The 15891-nt window shown below is 71.1% G+C and carries 15 protein-coding genes; 10 read left to right on the forward strand and 5 right to left on the reverse strand.

Annotated features, from left to right (window positions below; translation table 11 throughout):
• Positions 1-13: 13 nt before the first annotated feature.
• On the reverse strand, positions 14-1027 hold the full coding sequence (locus AC29IT_RS27245; protein ID WP_358438402.1) for a methyltransferase: 1014 nt from the start codon (positions 1025-1027) through the stop codon (positions 14-16).
• 266 nt (positions 1028-1293) lie between these two features.
• On the opposite strand from AC29IT_RS27245, the gene AC29IT_RS27250 reads away from it, so the two are divergent.
• Complete coding sequence (locus AC29IT_RS27250; RefSeq protein WP_488220565.1) at positions 1294-2154, forward strand: TauD/TfdA dioxygenase family protein; 861 nt, start codon at positions 1294-1296, stop codon at positions 2152-2154.
• 451 nt (positions 2155-2605) lie between these two features.
• Here AC29IT_RS27250 and AC29IT_RS27255 read toward each other — a convergent pair whose 3' ends face one another.
• Positions 2606-3448, reverse strand: coding sequence for an SMP-30/gluconolactonase/LRE family protein (locus tag AC29IT_RS27255; RefSeq protein ID WP_488220566.1), 843 nt, complete (start codon positions 3446-3448; stop codon positions 2606-2608).
• A 182-nt stretch (positions 3449-3630) separates the two neighbouring features.
• Here AC29IT_RS27255 and AC29IT_RS27260 point away from each other — a divergent pair, with 182 nt between their 5' ends.
• Genes AC29IT_RS27260 through rdgB form a run of 6 tightly spaced genes read left to right on the forward strand, consistent with a single transcriptional unit; the run spans position 3631 to position 7628 of the window.
• Complete coding sequence (locus AC29IT_RS27260; RefSeq protein ID WP_488220609.1) at positions 3631-4188, forward strand: rhomboid family intramembrane serine protease; 558 nt, start codon at positions 3631-3633, stop codon at positions 4186-4188.
• Complete coding sequence (murI, locus tag AC29IT_RS27265) at positions 4185-4997, forward strand: glutamate racemase (RefSeq protein ID WP_358438410.1); 813 nt, start codon at positions 4185-4187, stop codon at positions 4995-4997. Before AC29IT_RS27260 ends, murI begins: the two co-directional genes overlap by 4 nt.
• Positions 4994-5761 (forward strand): MBL fold metallo-hydrolase, encoded by a 768-nt coding sequence (locus AC29IT_RS27270; RefSeq protein ID WP_358438413.1) that lies wholly within the window; start codon positions 4994-4996, stop codon positions 5759-5761. Before murI ends, AC29IT_RS27270 begins: the two co-directional genes overlap by 4 nt.
• 31 nt (positions 5762-5792) lie before the next feature.
• Positions 5793-6212 carry an Imm1 family immunity protein gene (locus AC29IT_RS27275; RefSeq protein ID WP_358438415.1) on the forward strand — a complete coding sequence of 140 codons (420 nt, stop codon included), beginning with the start codon at positions 5793-5795 and terminating at the stop codon, positions 6210-6212.
• Between the two features lie 55 nt (positions 6213-6267).
• On the forward strand, positions 6268-7023 hold the full coding sequence (gene rph / locus AC29IT_RS27280; RefSeq protein WP_258342625.1) for a ribonuclease PH: 756 nt from the start codon (positions 6268-6270) through the stop codon (positions 7021-7023).
• Complete coding sequence (rdgB, locus tag AC29IT_RS27285; protein ID WP_488220567.1) at positions 7020-7628, forward strand: RdgB/HAM1 family non-canonical purine NTP pyrophosphatase; 609 nt, start codon at positions 7020-7022, stop codon at positions 7626-7628. The genes rph and rdgB overlap by 4 nt, the downstream gene beginning before the upstream one ends.
• Here rdgB and AC29IT_RS27290 read toward each other — a convergent pair.
• Positions 7622-10864 (reverse strand): NACHT domain-containing protein, encoded by a 3243-nt coding sequence (locus AC29IT_RS27290; RefSeq protein ID WP_488220568.1) that lies wholly within the window; start codon positions 10862-10864, stop codon positions 7622-7624. The genes rdgB and AC29IT_RS27290 overlap by 7 nt on opposite strands.
• A 484-nt stretch (positions 10865-11348) precedes the next feature.
• On the opposite strand from AC29IT_RS27290, the gene AC29IT_RS27295 reads away from it, so the two are divergent.
• Together AC29IT_RS27295 and AC29IT_RS27300 are read left to right on the forward strand one after the other, a co-directional pair.
• The gene (locus tag AC29IT_RS27295; protein WP_358438423.1) at positions 11349-11552 is read left to right on the forward strand and encodes a hypothetical protein; all 204 of its coding nucleotides are present in this window, start codon (positions 11349-11351) and stop codon (positions 11550-11552) included.
• A gap of 126 nt (positions 11553-11678) precedes the next feature.
• A complete protein-coding gene (locus AC29IT_RS27300; protein WP_358438425.1) occupies positions 11679-12434 on the forward strand; it encodes a sulfite exporter TauE/SafE family protein in 756 nt (251 codons plus the stop codon).
• 571 nt (positions 12435-13005) lie between these two features.
• Here the strand turns inward: AC29IT_RS27300 and bcp are convergent.
• Together bcp and AC29IT_RS27310 are read right to left on the reverse strand one after the other, a co-directional pair.
• On the reverse strand, positions 13006-13479 hold the full coding sequence (bcp, locus tag AC29IT_RS27305) for a thioredoxin-dependent thiol peroxidase (protein ID WP_488220569.1): 474 nt from the start codon (positions 13477-13479) through the stop codon (positions 13006-13008).
• An 84-nt stretch (positions 13480-13563) separates the two neighbouring features.
• Positions 13564-13890, reverse strand: a complete 327-nt coding sequence (locus AC29IT_RS27310; RefSeq protein WP_488220570.1) for a hypothetical protein — start codon at positions 13888-13890, stop codon at positions 13564-13566.
• Between the two features lie 26 nt (positions 13891-13916).
• Here AC29IT_RS27310 and AC29IT_RS27315 point away from each other — a divergent pair, with 26 nt between their 5' ends.
• On the forward strand, positions 13917-15650 hold the full coding sequence (locus tag AC29IT_RS27315) for a pyruvate dehydrogenase (protein ID WP_488220571.1): 1734 nt from the start codon (positions 13917-13919) through the stop codon (positions 15648-15650).
• The last annotated feature ends 241 nt before the right edge of the window (positions 15651-15891 follow it).

Raw genomic sequence — 15891 nt, forward strand, 5'->3', positions numbered from 1 at the left:
CGGGGCGGGGTGGCTACCCGGCGAGCTCGCACTCCACGAGCACCAGGCCGCCGTCCCAGCTGCGGGTGCCGCGCACGACGAGACCGGCTTCGGCGGCCAGCGCCTCGAAGTCGGCGACGGAGCGTTCGCGGCCGCCGAGCAGCGACAGCGACTGCAGGTCGAACGAGGAGTTGTTCTTCGCGTGCTCCTCCCCGGCCAGCACCTCCACCACCAGGATGCGGCCCGCGCTGCCCGCGGCCTCCGCGCAGCGGCGCAGGATGCGGACCGCGTCGGCGTCCGGCCAGTCCGTCAGCACCCGGGACACCACGTACCGGTCGTAGCCGGTGGGCAGCTCGTCGAAGAAGCTGCCGGGCACGAACTCGGCGCGGCCGGACACCTCGGAAGCGGCGAGCGCCTCGTCGGCTTCGGCGGCCACCGGCGGCAGGTCCAGCACCGCGCCCTCCAGGTGCGGCTGCCCGCGCAGCACCTCGACGAGCAGCGCGCCCACCCCGCCACCGATGTCGATCACGTTCTTGACCGCGGACCAGTCGTACTCGGCCGCCAGCAGCGGGCCGGTCTGCCACGCGTGCGCCGCCATGATCGCGCCGAAGAAGCCGCGCAGCGCGTCGTCCCGCTGGTAGTCCTCCCAGAACGGCACGCCGTGCACCGGCCCGTACCCGGAGCGGCCGGTGCGCACCGAGTGCGCCATGCCCGCGTACGCCAGGTCCATCTTCACGCCCGGCCCGTCCAGGTCCAGCCACTTCTTCTGCCACGCGCTGTCCGCGCCCAGCAGGTGCCGGGACACGTCGGTCAGCTCGAAGCGGCCGTCCTGCTCGGCCACGAACCCGATCGCCACCAGGTGGCGCAGCAGCCGCGCCAGCGAATCGGCGTCGGTTCCGGTGGCGGCGGCCAGCTCGGCGAGCCCGCCGGTGCCCTCCGCGATCCGGTCCGGGACGCCGAGCGTCACCGCCGCGCGCACCGCGAACGGGGTGGCGAGGTCGGTCAGCGCCGCCAACCGCGCGCCGGGATCCGTCGTCTCCGAAGCCATACTGGTGCACTCCTGTTCATGCTTCCGGTGTTCTCCAGCCGGATTCCCGGCTCGCGTCCCCCCGATTTACCGCGCATTTCACGCGGTTCCTTCGCCCGGGGAAAATCACCACCGGAACTCGAATCCGGTTCGCGCAGCATCGCACCGGAACCCGAATCCGGTCAAGAATTCGACCCGATCCGGACGGCGATTCCTCGATTCGCCGATCCGCCATTCCGCGTGCGCGGAACAAGTGTCATCGGCTCCACTCAGAAAGGCGCATCATCATGGTGGCTCCCGCTCAGGACACCGGCCTGCAGGTTCGTCCGATCAGCGGCGCGCTCGGCGCCGAAGTCCGCGGCATCGACCTGAACGACCTCTCCGATGAGACGTTCGCGCAGGTCCACGCACTGCTGCTCGAACACCTCGTGCTGTTCTTCCCCGAGGCCGCCGGGCTCGGACCGCAGGCGCACATCGACTTCGGCAAGCGGCTCGGCGAACTCGAAGTGCACCCGTTCCTGCCGAAGCTCGACGGGCACGAAGAAATCGTCGTGCTCGATTCCGCGCAGGGCGCCAAAGCCGACGTGTGGCACACCGACGTCACCTTCAGCCCCACTCCGCCGGTCGCCTCCATCCTGCAGATCGTGCAATGCCCGCCGTTCGGCGGGGACACGATGTGGAGCAACCAGCACCGCGCCTACGAATCCCTTTCCGCGCCGCTGCGCGACATGCTCGACGGGCTCACCGCGATCCACGTGTTCGAGCACCCCAACGGCTCGTTCCGCAGCGAAGCCGAACACCCCGTGGTGCGGGTGCACCCCGAGACGGGGCGGCGCTCGTTGTACGTCAACCGCATGTTCACCCGCCGCATCCCGCAGCTGACCGCCGCCGAGAGCGACGCGCTGCTCCAGCACCTCTACGCCGTCGCCGAGCACCCGAGCAACGTGTGCCGGTTCCGCTGGAACGCCGGCGCCATCGCCATGTGGGACAACCGCGCCACCCAGCACTACGCGATCAACGACTACGCCGACCGCCGCGTCGGCCAACGCGTCACCGTCCTCGGCGACACCCCCACGGGCGACACCCCGCGCTGGCCGCACCTCGACGCGGACGGCACGGGCGCCGAAGCCCTCCGAACCAAGTCCTGACCCGGCACCGAGTGAACGGACCGTTCGACCAACTAGATCGAACCAACGGTCCGTTCACTCCGACCCCGAACGCTCCAGGAACGGTCAGCTAGGCGCGGCCACCGCACCCGAGTGAACGGACCGTTCGCCCAACCAGATCGGACCAACGGTCCGTTCACTCCTCCCGAGGCAACGGGCAGCCGAGACGATCACCAGAGCCCACCCACCTCCACCGGAGCGGAGTGAACGGACAGCCCGTCCAACCAGATCGGACCAACGGTCCGTTCACTCCGCTTCGTCCACGGCACCCGAGTGAACGGACCGCCCGTCCAACTAGATCGGACCAACGGTCCGTTCACTCCGACCCGAGCGCCCCAGGAGCGGGCCGCTAGACGCGGCCACCACGCCCGAGTCAACGGACCGTTCGACCAACTAGATCGGACGAACGGTCCGTTCACTCGCGAAGAGCGGGTCAGCCCGGGAAGCTGTGCGCCCGCAGCCCCGACCCCGCGCCGGGCAGGACCAGCAGCGCCCCGTCCGCGGCCCCAGGTTCGGCGAGGCCGTCGCGGGCGGTGGTGATGTAGAGGTCGGTGAGGTCCTCGCCGCCGAAGCAGCAGCCGGTGGGGCGCTGCGACGGCAGCGGCACGGTCCGGTCGAGCCGCCCGTCGGGCGCGTAGCGCCGCACTTCGCCGCGGTCGCGCATCGCGATCCACAGGCAGCCGTCGGCGTCGGCGCACATCCCGGCGGGTTCCCCGTCGACCTCGAACGCGGCATCGCGCGCGGTGACATCGCCCGTCACCTGGTCGACGGTCAGCACATCGACGCGCCGGGCGGCGCTGTCGGCAAGGTGCAGCCGGGTGTCGTCGGGGCTCCAGGCGAGCCCGTTGCCCGCGGCGATCCCGCCGGCGATGACGTGCGCGGCCCCGGTCGGGTCGACCCGGACGAGCCATCCGTCACCGTCCTCGTGCTCGCACACGGTGGTCGCCCAGACCCGCCCGCACACGTCGACGGTGGTCTCGCCGGCCCGCACCCCGTCGCGGGCCCAGAAGGTGAGCCAGGTGCGGCGTTCCCCGTCGGCGTCGTAGAGCGCGACGCCTTCGTCGAAGTGCAGCAGCAGCCCGCCGCGGGTGCGCGGTTTGGCGGCGCTGACCTGCTGCGGGACCTGCATGGAGTGGTCGGTGTCGTCGGGCGCGTAGCGGTGCACGGCGCGGGCGCGCAGGTCGGTCCACAGCAGGCTCGCGGTCCCCGCGTCCCAGGTGGGGCCGTGCCCGTGCTGCGCTCCGGCCGGCACGGCCTGCTCGGCGGGAGTGGGCACCGCTGTTACCTCCTGGGGATTCCGGTTCGGCGAACGGTGCGGGAGCTTAGCTGGCCCGGATGGCGGTACCGGCTCGTCCCCGAGCCACCGAGGTCACTCCTCCGCGTAACCTCGAAAAGGTGACGAATCAGCCAGAGCGGCCGCGCGTGCTCCCGCGGAATCCGCTGCGCGCGGCGGTGCAGATGGCGTTCATGGTGGCGGTGCTCTACGCCGTCGAGTTCTGGGACCAGGCGACGCCGGGGAACCTCGACCAGAACGGCATCGTGCCGCACCGGATCAGCGGGTTGGACGGGATCCTGTGGGCTCCGCTGCTGCACGATGGCTGGGGCCACCTGATGTCGAACACGGTGCCGCTGCTGGTGCTGGGCTGGCTGCTGCTGGCGAACGGGGTGGGGCAGTTCGTGGCGGTGACGGCGATCGTGTGGGTCGTCGGCGGCCTCGGCACCTGGCTGATCGCGACCGGCGGCGTGCACGTGGGCGCGTCGGGAGTGGCGTTCGGCTGGATGGTGTTCCTGCTGGTGCGCGGCTTCTTCAACCGCAGCCTGGGGCAGATCGTGGTGGCGGTGGTGCTGTTCTTCTACTGGGGCGGCCTGCTGTGGGGCGTGCTGCCCGGTCAGCCGACGATCTCGTGGGAGGGTCACCTGTGCGGGGCGCTAGGCGGGTTGCTGGCGGCGTGGCTGGTGGCGCGCGGCACTCGTCGCGGCTCGGGAACGGCGCAGCCTGGCACACTGTCGGCGTGACGAACGCGCCGATCGGGATCTTCGACTCCGGGGTCGGCGGGCTGACCGTCGCCCGGGCCGTGCTGGACCAGCTGCCGGGTGAGGCGATCCGCTACGTGGGCGACACGGCGAACGCCCCGTACGGGCCGCGCCCGCTGGCCGACATCCGCGAACGCACCTTGGCGATCACCGATTCGCTGGTGGAGGGCGGGGTGAAGGCCCTGGTCATCGCCTGCAACACGGCGTCGGCCGCGTGCCTGCGGGATGCGCGGGAGCGCTACGACGTGCCGGTGGTGGAGGTGGTGCTGCCCGCGGTGCGCCGCGCGGTGGCGACGACCCGCAACGACCGGGTCGGGGTGATCGGCACGGCGGCGACGATCCGTTCCCGCGCCTACGACGACGCGTTCACCGCGGCCCCGCAGGTGCGGCTGACGACGGCGGCGTGCCCGCGGTTCGCGGACTTCGTGGAGCGCGGCATCACCAGCGGCCGCCAGGTGCTGGGGCTGGCGCAGGGTTACCTGGATCCGCTGCAGCGGGCCGATGTGGACACGCTGGTGCTGGGCTGCACGCACTACCCGATGTTGACGGGCGTGCTGCAACTGGCGATGGGCGATCAGGTGACGCTGGTGTCGAGCGCGGAGGAGACCGCGAAGGACGTGGTGCGGGTGCTCACCGAGCAGGACATGCTGGCGGGGCCGCAGGAGCCGGCCCACGAGTTCCGCACGACGGGTGATCCGGCGAGGTTCACCCGCTTGGCGAGCCGCTTCTTGGGGCCGTTCGGGGCTTTCGGGTCCGCTCGGCCGTTCGCCATGTCAGGCTCGTCAGCGTGAAGCTGACGATTCTCGGATGTTCCGGCAGCCTGCCCCGGCCGGATTCACCCGCCTCCGGCTACCTCGTCGAAGCCGGCGGGGCGCGGATCGCGCTCGACCTGGGCAACGGCACCGTGGGAGCGCTGCAGCGCCACCTGGACCCGTTCGAGCTGGACGGCCTGTTCCTCAGCCACCTGCACCCGGACCACTGCTCGGACTTCGGGGCGTTGACGGTGCTGCGCCGCTACCACCCGGAGCCGCCGCACGACACGACGCGCCGCAAGCTGCCGGTGTTCGGCCCGCCGGAGACTCAGGACCGGTTGACCAGGTTGTACGCGCCGAACGCCGCGGAGCTGGCGGAGACCGACCTGGGGGACGTGTACGAGTTCGGGGGTGTCGACGTGCCCGCGGAAGTCGGCCCGTTCCGGGTGTCGGCGTTCGCGGTGGACCACCTGTGCCCGGCGTGGGGGTTCCGGGTGGCGGCGGGCGACCGGGTGCTGGCCTACACGGGGGACACCGGTCCGTGCGCGGCGTTGGAGGAGCTGGCGCGGGGCGCGGACGCGCTGCTGGCGGAGGCGTCGTGGTCGGACTCGCCGGATCGCCCCGACGGGGTACACCTGTCCGGGCGGCAGGCGGCGCGGGTGGCGAAGCGGGCCGGGGTGCGGCAGCTGCTGCTGACCCACCTGCAACCGTGGACCGACCCGCAGGAGATCCTGCGGGAGGCGACCGAGGAGTTCGACGGCCCGGTGGAGGTCGTCGAGGCCGGTCGCGACTACCTGATCTAAGCGCGCCGCGGGCGCGGCGGGAAGGACGAGCATGACGATCACGGCGGTGTGGTCGATCGCGTCGACGGCGGACGCGAACGCGGGCGACGGGCTCAGCGTCACCGAACCGGGCGAGGTCGACGACCTGGTGCGCCGGTTGTCGGAGCCCAACGCGGGCCCGGCGACGATCTGGCACGAGGGCCGGGAGCCCGCGGACTCCGCCACCGGCATGCTCGACCACGACGTGATCGCGGCAGTGTCCGGCGGCTACGGCTACCTGAGCCACATCGACACCGACCACGACTACGCCGTCCTCGACGGCGATCCGGAATCACCCGCGCTGATCAGCGAAGACGCCGAGTTCCCCGCGGGCAGCGGCGTGGACCCGGCGGTGCTGGCGGCGGCGCTGCGGGACTTCCTGGCGACGGGGCGGCGGCCGAAGGCCGTGGAGTGGCGCACCCTCGACTGGTAGCGCTCCGGTCACCGCCACCCAGAACGGGCGCGACCCCGGCAGTTAGGGTGGGCGCGTGGCGAGAGCGGATGGGCGGAGCGACGATCAGCTCCGGGACGTGCGAATCACCCGCGGATACCAGGACTGGCCTGCCGGTTCGGTCCTGGTCGAGTTCGGGAAGACCCGCGTGCTGTGCGCGGCGAGCGTGCAGGACGGGGTGCCGCGCTGGCGCACCGGTTCCGGCCTCGGCTGGGTCACCGCCGAGTACGCGATGCTGCCGTCGGCGACGAACACCCGCGGAGTGCGCGAATCGGTGAAGGGCCGCATCGGCGGCCGCACCCACGAGATCAGCAGGCTCATCGGCCGTTCGCTGCGCGCCTGCATCGATCTGGCGGCGCTGGGCGAGAACACGATCGCGCTGGACTGCGATGTGATCCAGGCCGACGGCGGCACCCGCACGGCGGCGATCACCGGCGCGTACGTGGCGCTCGCGGACGCCGTCACCTGGCTGAGCTCCGCGGGCCGGTTGTCCGACCCGAAGCCGCTGTCCTGCTCGATCTCCGCGGTGAGCGTCGGCGTGGTGGACGGCCGGGTGCGGCTGGACCTGCCGTACGAGGAGGACTCGCGCGCCGAGGTGGACATGAACGTGGTCGCCACCGACCACGGCACCCTCGTCGAGGTGCAGGGCACCGGGGAGGGCGCCACCTTCCCGCGGTCCACTTTGGACACCATGGTGGACTTCGCGCTGAACGGCTGCGCCGAGCTGTCCCGCAAGCAGGCCGAAGCGCTCGCCGCGCCGTACCCCGGTGAACTCCCCGGCGGTGCCCGGTGACGCGCCTGCTGCTGGCCACCCGCAACGCGAAGAAGCTCGTGGAGCTGCGACGCATCCTCGAAGCCGAAGGCGTCACCGGCATCGAGGTCGTCGGCCTGGACGCGGTACCGGAATTCCCGGAAGCACCCGAAACCGGGGCCACGTTCGAGGAGAACGCGCTCGCGAAGGCCGCCGACGCGGCCCGCGCCACCGGACTCCCCGCCGTCGCCGACGACTCCGGCCTCGCCGTGGACGCGCTCAACGGCATGCCCGGCGTGCTGTCCGCCCGCTGGTCCGGCGGGCACGGCGACGACCAGGCGAACCTGGACCTGCTGCTCGGCCAGATCGGGGACGTGCCCGACGAGCGGCGCGGTGCCGCCTTCGTCTCGGCCGCCGCGCTGGTGCTGCCGGACGGCACCGAGACCGTGGTGCGCGGCGAATGGCCGGGAACCGTGGTGCGCGCCGAGCGCGGCACGAACGGGTTCGGCTACGACCCGATCTTCGTTCCCGAGGGCGAGACGCGGACCGCGGCGGAGCTGTCCGCCGCGGAGAAGGATGCGGACTCGCACCGGGGGCGGGCGCTGCGGCTGCTGCTGCCTTCGGTTCGGGAGCTGGCGGGTCAGTAGTTGTACCTTTCGCGGCCGTGCTTTCGCCTCTGCTCACCAGAGAGGAACCTGCCTGAATTCCGGTAGTGCACGTTCGTTCCGGGCGGGAGTTTCTCCGCACCCAGCACGGTCGCATCGTGCCGGACGCCGACGCTCAGGTCGACGTTGCGCAATTCGCTGAGATCCACGACATCGGACGCCCCGAAGTCGAGGTTCCGCAAGGATCTGCTCGCCGCCAACGCACCCAGTGACGCGAAATCGGTGAACTCGTTCAGGTAGATGTCGCGCAGCGCAGGTAGGCCCGCCCAGTTTCCGGTGTGCAACCGCGGGTTCGAGAGCAACATAGAACGAACCCCGGTACACAGCCGGGTGATGGAGCCGAGGTCCAGCTCGACTTGGTCGACCAGGTTGAGTTGCACCAGCTTTTCCGGATGCGGAAGCTTGCTGACCAAACGCTCCACCGAGCATGACCCCCACACGACGAGCGTCGCGAGCCGGTTCAGCAGGTCCAGCCGACGCCATGGCACCTCGTTCGAGAGCGGACCGATGATCAGTTGCTTCAGATTCCACAGCGTGGACAACGGCTCCAGATCGTCGAGAGGTCGTTGCGGGCACAGAATCAGATTCGTCAGCCCGTCCAATGCAGCGAGGGAACCGACTCCTCGTATCCCGGCCACGTGGAACAGCGAGAGGCTGATCAGTTCTGCATGACGTCCGAGCGAGGTGAGGTCGACCTCCCCAACGCCGCTCATCATGACGGACCGCAGCCCCACCACGTCGTGCAAGATGCCGAGATCTTCCCGGGCGGGGGAGACCACGTCCACGTGCGTGCTGCGGTGGTGCCGCAATTCCTTGAGCCACGGCACGTGTGCGAGATCCCGCACCAGCGCCGCCCCGTCGTGCAGCGGTGCGTCTCGCAGCACGGTGCAGGCGTACTCCTCCGGGTCGTAGAACTCCCAGGCGTCGATGAGTTCGTCCTGCACCGCCAGCCGCGGATCTGCGGCGTACTTCCGCAGCAGCGGCAGGGAATCCGGACCGTTGATCAGGCTGGCGGTGTAGACGCAGGCCGCCGCCTTCGCGGGGCTCAGCCCGGAGAGGTCCGTCGGCAACCGGTCCAGCAGTGATTCGCCCACTGTGGACAGTGACCGGCTGACGGTGGTGTTCGCGGGTGGGACGAGCGTGCCGATGCAGTCGTCCAGCCGCGCGAGGACCTCGGGTTCCAGGTCGTGCACCGATTCGCGGCAGCTCGCGGCGAGCAACCGGAGACGACGGGAGACGCGGCGCTCCGAATCGGCCCGATCCAGGATTCCGCTGATCAACCGACCACGTTCCCGCCGGTGGAACAGCCCCGCCGCCATGATGACGACCTCGCGCCACTGGTCGGAGCTGGCCTTGTCGATGAGCAGCCCGACGTTGCCATCGTCGACGGATTCCCGCGCGGTGAGGAACTCCTGGAAGGTGCGGTGCACGAAGTCGATGCGCCCGACCGCCGGTTCGCGCAGCACCCCGCTGCGCTCCAGCAGGTGGTCGAGGGCGTCCTCCGCGGAGGTCGACGCCCTGGTCGACCGGCCCAGGGTGCGCTCGAACCGGGCCAGCGCCTCCTCACGGGTCAGCTCGGAGCGGTTGTTCAGCGCCAGCCAGTGCGCCAGGTCCTGCAGCAGCACCAGCTTGTCCGGGTACGGCAGCGACACCGCGGAGGTGATCTCGCGGAGGGCGTCGCGGCGGTCCAGCAGCATCTCCAACGCCGCCTCGTACAGGCCCTTCCGGTTGCGCGGCAGATCGCCGTCGCGGTCCAGGTTGAGCGCGCACACCATCGCGCACAGCAGCGGGTTCCGGGTCAGGTTCCGCAGGTGCGGACGGGATTCCAGCTGGGCCAGCAACCGGCGGTGGTGCCCTTCGAGGACGGGGCGCTCGAACGACCGGGTGTCCCGGTCGGCGGCGAGCAGCGCCTCGTGCCAGCGGCGCAGGAACTCGCGCACATCACCGGGTGTCATGTCTTCGAGGGTCACCGCGCTGAACCCCTCGTGGGCGAGCCACTTGGCACCGGCCGCGGACGGACGCGCGGTGACGACCACGCGGATGCCCGGATAACCCTGCAGCAGCTCGTCCAGCCAGGCCCGCATCTTCCGGCGCTGCCCGGGCGGGACCTCGTCCACCCCGTCGACGAGCAGCAGCACCCGGCCCGCGTCGAGCTGCCGGTGCATCCAGCCGTCCGGCACCGGCGGCAACGTCGGCAGGTCGACGAACTCGGCGGGCGCCGGCAATGGGCGGCCCGCGTGGCTGCGCAGCTTGATCAGGACCGGCACGCAGCCGTTCCAGGCTTCGAGCGCGGGCCCGAACCGCTCCTGCGCAGCCGTGACGACCAGCCAGCTCAGCAGCGTGCTCTTCCCGGATCCCGCCTGGCCGCGGACCAGCACCCGGTCGGCTCGGCCCAGCGCGGCCTCGATCCGCTGCGAACCGCCGAGGTGGTGCCGCTCGTTGAGCTCGAAGTCCGCGTCCTGCTGGAACGCGGTGTCCACGCTCAGGCTCAGGTAGGCGACCGACAGCGTGGTGCGCGGGCGGAAGTTGCGGACGCTGACGCCGATCAGCTCCAGGTCGTCGTGCTTGCGGGCCATCGCCGCCAGATAGCGGTGGCGGAACTCCTCGTCCCGGTCGGCGCCCGCCGGGGCGTCGAGGCTCGTGGCCGGGAGGCGGTCCAGCACCCGGTCGAGGCCGGTGAGGACGGTGCCGAGGCGGCGCAGCGCCTCCTCGGCGAGCCGCTCCTCGTACTCCGGCAGCTCGCGCACCAGGTGCACCAGCTGCACACAACCGTGGTCCAGTACCCGGTCGAACAGTGCCCGCGCCGACTCGCCCAACCCGGCCCGGCGCGGTGCGGACGGCACCTGGCGGCGGACCTCCCGGGCGAGGGACACCGGATCGAGGTCGACGCGCAGCAAGGTCGCGTCCGAGAGGTCGGCGTCGGACAACGCGTCCACCGCAGCGTCGACGGCCGCGGCGCGCTCGGCCTCGTCGAGGTCGGCGCACTCCCGTTCGCACCACGCCTGCAGGTGCGCGCCCGCGGTGTCGCCCGCCTCCTCCAGCTTCCGCACCAGATCTCGGCGGGACCGGGCGGACAGGCCACCGAAGCGCAACCCGATGAGCTCGGTCAACTCCGCGCCGCGCCGGTTCTCCGCGCTGCGCTGCGCGAGCCAGGCGCGGACAGCGCCGCGCACCACGATGTTGCCCGCCTTCAGCGCAGCGTCCTCCAGGCCGGTCACCGGATCTCCCCTCGTCGGAGACGAAGCCACCGATGGTCCCGGAAAGATCGTCGGCGCAGTGCCGGGTCGGCCCGATCATCATGCGAATGGCGGACCGCGCATCGGGTTTCACGCGGACGGCGCACCCGCTCGGCGACTTCGCCGAACCGCGGCGACGAGGTGGCACAGCCGAGCGGCGGCCGATCGGCACAAGGCCCGGCGCGGCACCGCCCGAATGCCGGGTGTGCGCTGCACTACTCCCGCCGGACTTCCCCTGGACGCCGCGTAACGACCAGCGGCGATCCCGCGAAGTGTCCGGTGGGTCCGCGAATCGGGGCGGGCTCCGCAACCTCTCGCCATCGGGCGGACATCGCCGCGCGGCGCGGTGCAGGGACGCACCACGCGCCGGCCCTTCGCGCTCCGGCCCCTGCGCGGCCCGGAACCTCCGGTCCGATCGGCGACCCCGGTGCCCGCCGCACAGTTTTCGCCGAAGGAGAGAACCTCGATGAAGCCGTTGCTCGTGTGCGTGTCCGTCGGTGTCACGTCCGCCGCCGTCACCTTCAGCGTGCTCGCCGCGCTGCACGCCGCGAACTCGCTCGCCGCTCCCCCGCCGCGCCGCCGCGTCGAACCCGCCGACGTCCCCGCCGTTCCCGACGGCCTCGACGTCGACCTGCCGGAACCCGTGCGCGCCCCAGTCCCAGCGCGGTGAACCGACCAGCGCATTCCGCCCATACCGCCCGACTGCGCGCCCGAGGACGTTCACCAGGCGGAATACCGCTGTGACGACGGTCGCCCCAGGTCCCGGTCCCGCGGCGGCGGCGGTTAGGTTCCGCTGGTGTTCAGCGAATGGATCGAACCGGTGCTGCTGCTCGTCGTCGGATTCCTGTCCGGGGCGATCAACGCCGTAGCGGGCGGCGGATCGCTGCTGGTGTTCCCGGCGCTGCTGGCCACCGGGATGCCGCCGCTGGTCGCCAACGTGACCAACTCCGTGGTGCAAGGACCCGGCTTCGTCGGTGCCGCCGTCGGGCAGCGCGACGACCTCAAGGGCGCGCCGCGGCGGCTGTTGTGGACGTCCATCGCCGCGGCCGTCGGCTCCTCCATCGGCTGCGTGCTGCTCATGGTGCTGCCCGGCGAGGTGTTCGACGCCGTGGTGCCCGTGCTCATCGGGCTATCCGCGGTGCTCATGGCCTTCCAGAACACGATCAAGCGCTGGTTCGGCCGGACCGAGGGCGGTGCCGAACGCCTCGGGTGGTTGTCGTTCGGGCTCTTCCTCGCCTCCATCTACGGCGGTTACTTCGGCGGGGCGCGCAGCGTCATCCTCATCGCGATCCTCATGCTCGCCGTCAACGACACGATGCGGCGGCTCAACGCGCTGAAGAACTGGCTCGGGTTGATCGGCAGCGCCGTCACGCTGGTGGTGTACTCGGCGATCGCACCGGTCGACTGGGCCGCCGTGCTGCTCGTCGCGCCGACGACCGTGCTCGGCGGTTACGTCGGCGGCAAGATCGCCCAGCGGATACCGGCGACGCTGCTGCGCTACCTGGTGGTCGTGATCGCGGCCGGGGTGGCGATCTACATGGCCCTCGACTGATCCGGAGTGAACGGACCGTTCGTCCAGCCGGATGGGGCGAACGGTCCGTTCACCCATGCCACGCCCGCTCCGCCGGACCTCCCGACCGGAGTGAACGGACCGTTCGACCAACCGCACGGGACCAACGGTCCGTTCACCCGTGCGGCAGTGCGGCAGGCCACCCGTGCTCCGGGGCCGGAGTGAACGGACCCTTCGCCCAACCGGATCGGACCAACGGTCCGTTCACTCACGCCGACAGGGCACCAGGCCACCCGCACTCCCCGACCGGAGTGAACGGACCCTTCGCCCAACCGCACGGGACCAACGGTCCGTTCACTCGCTCCACCGGACACCGGCCGACCGCCATCGCCGAGCGCGGTGAACGGACCGTTCGACCGATCTGACGGGACGAACGGTCCGTTCACCCATCAGCCGGGACGTGTTGCGGGTTCGCGGCGGCCGAGCCGACGACTCGGGTGAACGGACCGTTCGCCCAACGGGATCGGATGAACGGTCCGTTCACCCACCGACGGGGAACATGCGGGAGGGGACGGTTCCACGGTGGAACCGTCCCCTCCGGTGACGCGGGTCGTCAGATGCCGAGGTCCTTGCGGAGCCGGTCGACGTGGCCGGTGGCCTTGACGTTGTAGAGCGCCTTGTCGATCTTGCCCTCGGGGCCGACGACGAAGGTCGAGCGGATCACGCCCTGCACGACCTTGCCGTAGTTCTTCTTCTCCCCGAAAGCGCCCCACGCGGTCATCACCGACTTGTCCACATCGGACAGCAGCGGGAAGGTGAGGCCTTCGGCGTCGCGGAACTTCGCGAGCTTCTCCGGCTTGTCCGGGGAGATGCCGACCACGTCGAACCCGGCGTCGTCGAGCGGCGCCAGGCTGTCCCGGAAGTCGCACGCCTCCTTGGTGCAGCCGGGAGTGCTCGCCGCCGGGTAGAAGTAGACCACCAGGGAACGGCCCGCGTAGTCGGCCAGCGCCACGGTCTTGCCGTCGGCGTCCGGCAGGGAGAAATCGGGGGCGGCGTCACCCGGTGCGAGTCGCTGCTGTTCGCTCATGCCCCGACGCTAGTGCACGCCGAACCCCTCGCTCGCCTGGGCGGCCACCGACCGCCCAGGCGACTGCTAGCAGGACCACCTCGGTCAGGGCAGCTGCGGCGCGGTCTCCGACACCGTCTGCGAGACGGTGTTCACCGACACCGCTTCCTCCTGACCATCTGTGGCGATGAACCCACCGAAGAACAGCCCGGCCAGAGCCGAGGCGGTCACGGACAGCGCGCAAAAGGTGTACAGGCGCAGGCTCACCGTTTTCCCTTTCCTGGAGGAGTTTTCGAGGAACACGTCGACATCGACTACCCACTGATCGCCGATCGGAGCGGAGACGTTACCGATGTCCCCCGAACGGGCGGTGAACGCGGCACTACGTCCTGGAGTTGCAGGGGTGCACCGCCCCGCGTAGACGGGAGGCACCAGCACCCCACCTTCCGGGAGACCTCATGCCGACCGTGGCCGACCAGTTCATCGAAGTGCTCGCGCAAGCAGGTGTGCAACGGATCTACGGCATCGTCGGGGACAGTCTCAACCCGGTGGTCGATGCGGTCCGGCGCACCGACGGCATCGAATGGGTGCACGTGCGGCACGAGGAGGCGGCGGCGTTCGCGGCGAGCGCCGAGGCGCAGCTGACCGGGCGGCTCGCGGTCTGCGCCGGCAGCTGCGGGCCGGGGAACCTCCACTTGATCAACGGGTTGTACGACGCGCACCGCAGCGGGGCACCGGTGCTCGCGCTGGCCTCGCACATCCCGTCGGAGCAGATCGGCACCGGGTTCTTCCAGGAGACGCACCCGGAGGAGCTGTTCAACGAGTGCAGCCACTTCTGCGAGCTGCTCTCCCAACCCGAGCAGATGCCGCGGCTGCTGCGCAGCGCGATGCAGACCGCGGTCGGCCGGCGCGGCGTCTCGGTGCTGGTGTTGCCCGGGGACGTCGCGCACAAGTCGGCGGCGCGCCCCACCGGCACCGGCGTGGTCGATTCGGAACCGCCGATCGTGGTGCCCTCGCCGACGCAGGTCGATCGGCTCGCCGAATCGCTCAACTCCGCGGAGCGGGTGATGTTGTTCTGCGGCGCGGGCACCCGCGGCGCGCACGAGGACGTGATGCGGCTGGCGAGCACGGTGCAGGCCCCGGTCGGGCACGCGCTGCGCGGCAAGGAGTGGATCCAGTACGACAACCCGTACGACGTGGGGATGAGCGGGCTGCTCGGCTACGGCGCCTGCCAGCAGGCGATGCAGAAGGCCGACCGGGTGGTGCTGCTCGGCACCGATTTCCCGTACGACAACTTCCTGCCGCAGGCCAACACGGTGCAGGTGGACATCGATCCGACCCACCTGGGGAGGCGCACCGTGCTGGACCTGGCGGTGCAGGGCGACGTACGGGAGACGATCCGCGCGGTGCTGCCGAAGCTGCGGCAGAAGACGGACCGCTCGTTCCTGGACCGGATGCTGCGCGAGCACGCCGACCAGCTGGAGCAGGTCGTCGACTCGTACACCACCAACGTCGACAACCAGGTGCCGATCCACCCGGAGTACGTGGCCGACGTGCTCGACGACCTGGCCGCCGAGGACGCGGTGTTCACGGTGGACACCGGGATGTGCAACGTGTGGGCGGCGCGGTACGTCACGCCGAACGCGCACCGCCGGGTGCTGGGCTCGTTCGTGCACGGGTCGATGGCGAACGCGCTGCCACAGGCCATCGGCGCCCAGCTGGTGGACCGGCGCAGGCAGGTGGTCGCGATGGCGGGCGATGGTGGGCTGTCCATGCTGCTGGGCGACCTGCTGACGCTGCGCACGCACCGGCTACCGGTGAAGGTCGTGGTGTTCAACAACTCGTCGCTGGGCATGGTGAAGCTGGAGATGCTGGTGGACGGGTTGCCGGACTTCGGCACCGACCACGATTCGATCGACTTCGCTGCGATCGCGGCCGCGGCGGGCATCCATTCGGTGCGGGTGGACCGGCCCGGCCAAGTGCGGGAGGCGTTGGAGGGTGCGTTGGCGCGGCCGGGCCCGGCCCTCGTCGACGTGGTGACCGATCCGAACGCGCTGTCCATCCCTCCGAAGATCACCGGTACGCAGGTGAAGGGGTTCGCGCTGGCGGTGAGCCGGACGGTGCTCTCGGGCGGGGTCGGGAAGATGGTGCAGCTGGCGCGGAGCAACCTGCGCAACATCCCCCGCCCGTGAGCCTTCGTCACTCGTCCTGGTTCGGGACCGGCCGGTTTCCCGCGGAGCGGTCGCTCTGCGTGAGCGCTGGCCGCGTGTCGGCGGGATCGGGCGGCCGGGCGTGACGATCCGGTCGCCGCCGCATCCTTCCGGCAGCGCGGCCCGGCCCCGATCCCTGGACCAGCGGACCGGGGTCGGGCACCGCCGTGCCGAGCCGGAAAACCCAGCGGCGGCAGGAGTTCCGACCGCTGCCGCGCCACCC

The sequence above is a fragment of the Saccharopolyspora sp. MMCC62 genome, from assembly GCF_057736575.1.

What these genes read in the sequence shown, in the direction of transcription:
- AC29IT_RS27260 (WP_488220609.1), top strand. Translation starts at nt 3,631, where the DNA reads ATGGCGTTCATGGTGGCGGTGCTCTACGCCGTCGAGTTCTGGGACCAG.
- AC29IT_RS27250 (WP_488220565.1), top strand. Translation starts at nt 1,294, where the DNA reads ATGGTGGCTCCCGCTCAGGACACCGGCCTGCAGGTTCGTCCGATCAGC.
- bcp (WP_488220569.1), bottom strand. Translation starts at nt 13,479, where the DNA reads ATGAGCGAACAGCAGCGACTCGCACCGGGTGACGCCGCCCCCGATTTC.
- AC29IT_RS27275 (WP_358438415.1), top strand. Translation starts at nt 5,793, where the DNA reads ATGACGATCACGGCGGTGTGGTCGATCGCGTCGACGGCGGACGCGAAC.
- AC29IT_RS27245 (WP_358438402.1), bottom strand. Translation starts at nt 1,027, where the DNA reads ATGGCTTCGGAGACGACGGATCCCGGCGCGCGGTTGGCGGCGCTGACC.
- AC29IT_RS27315 (WP_488220571.1), top strand. Translation starts at nt 13,917, where the DNA reads ATGCCGACCGTGGCCGACCAGTTCATCGAAGTGCTCGCGCAAGCAGGT.
- AC29IT_RS27295 (WP_358438423.1), top strand. Translation starts at nt 11,349, where the DNA reads ATGAAGCCGTTGCTCGTGTGCGTGTCCGTCGGTGTCACGTCCGCCGCC.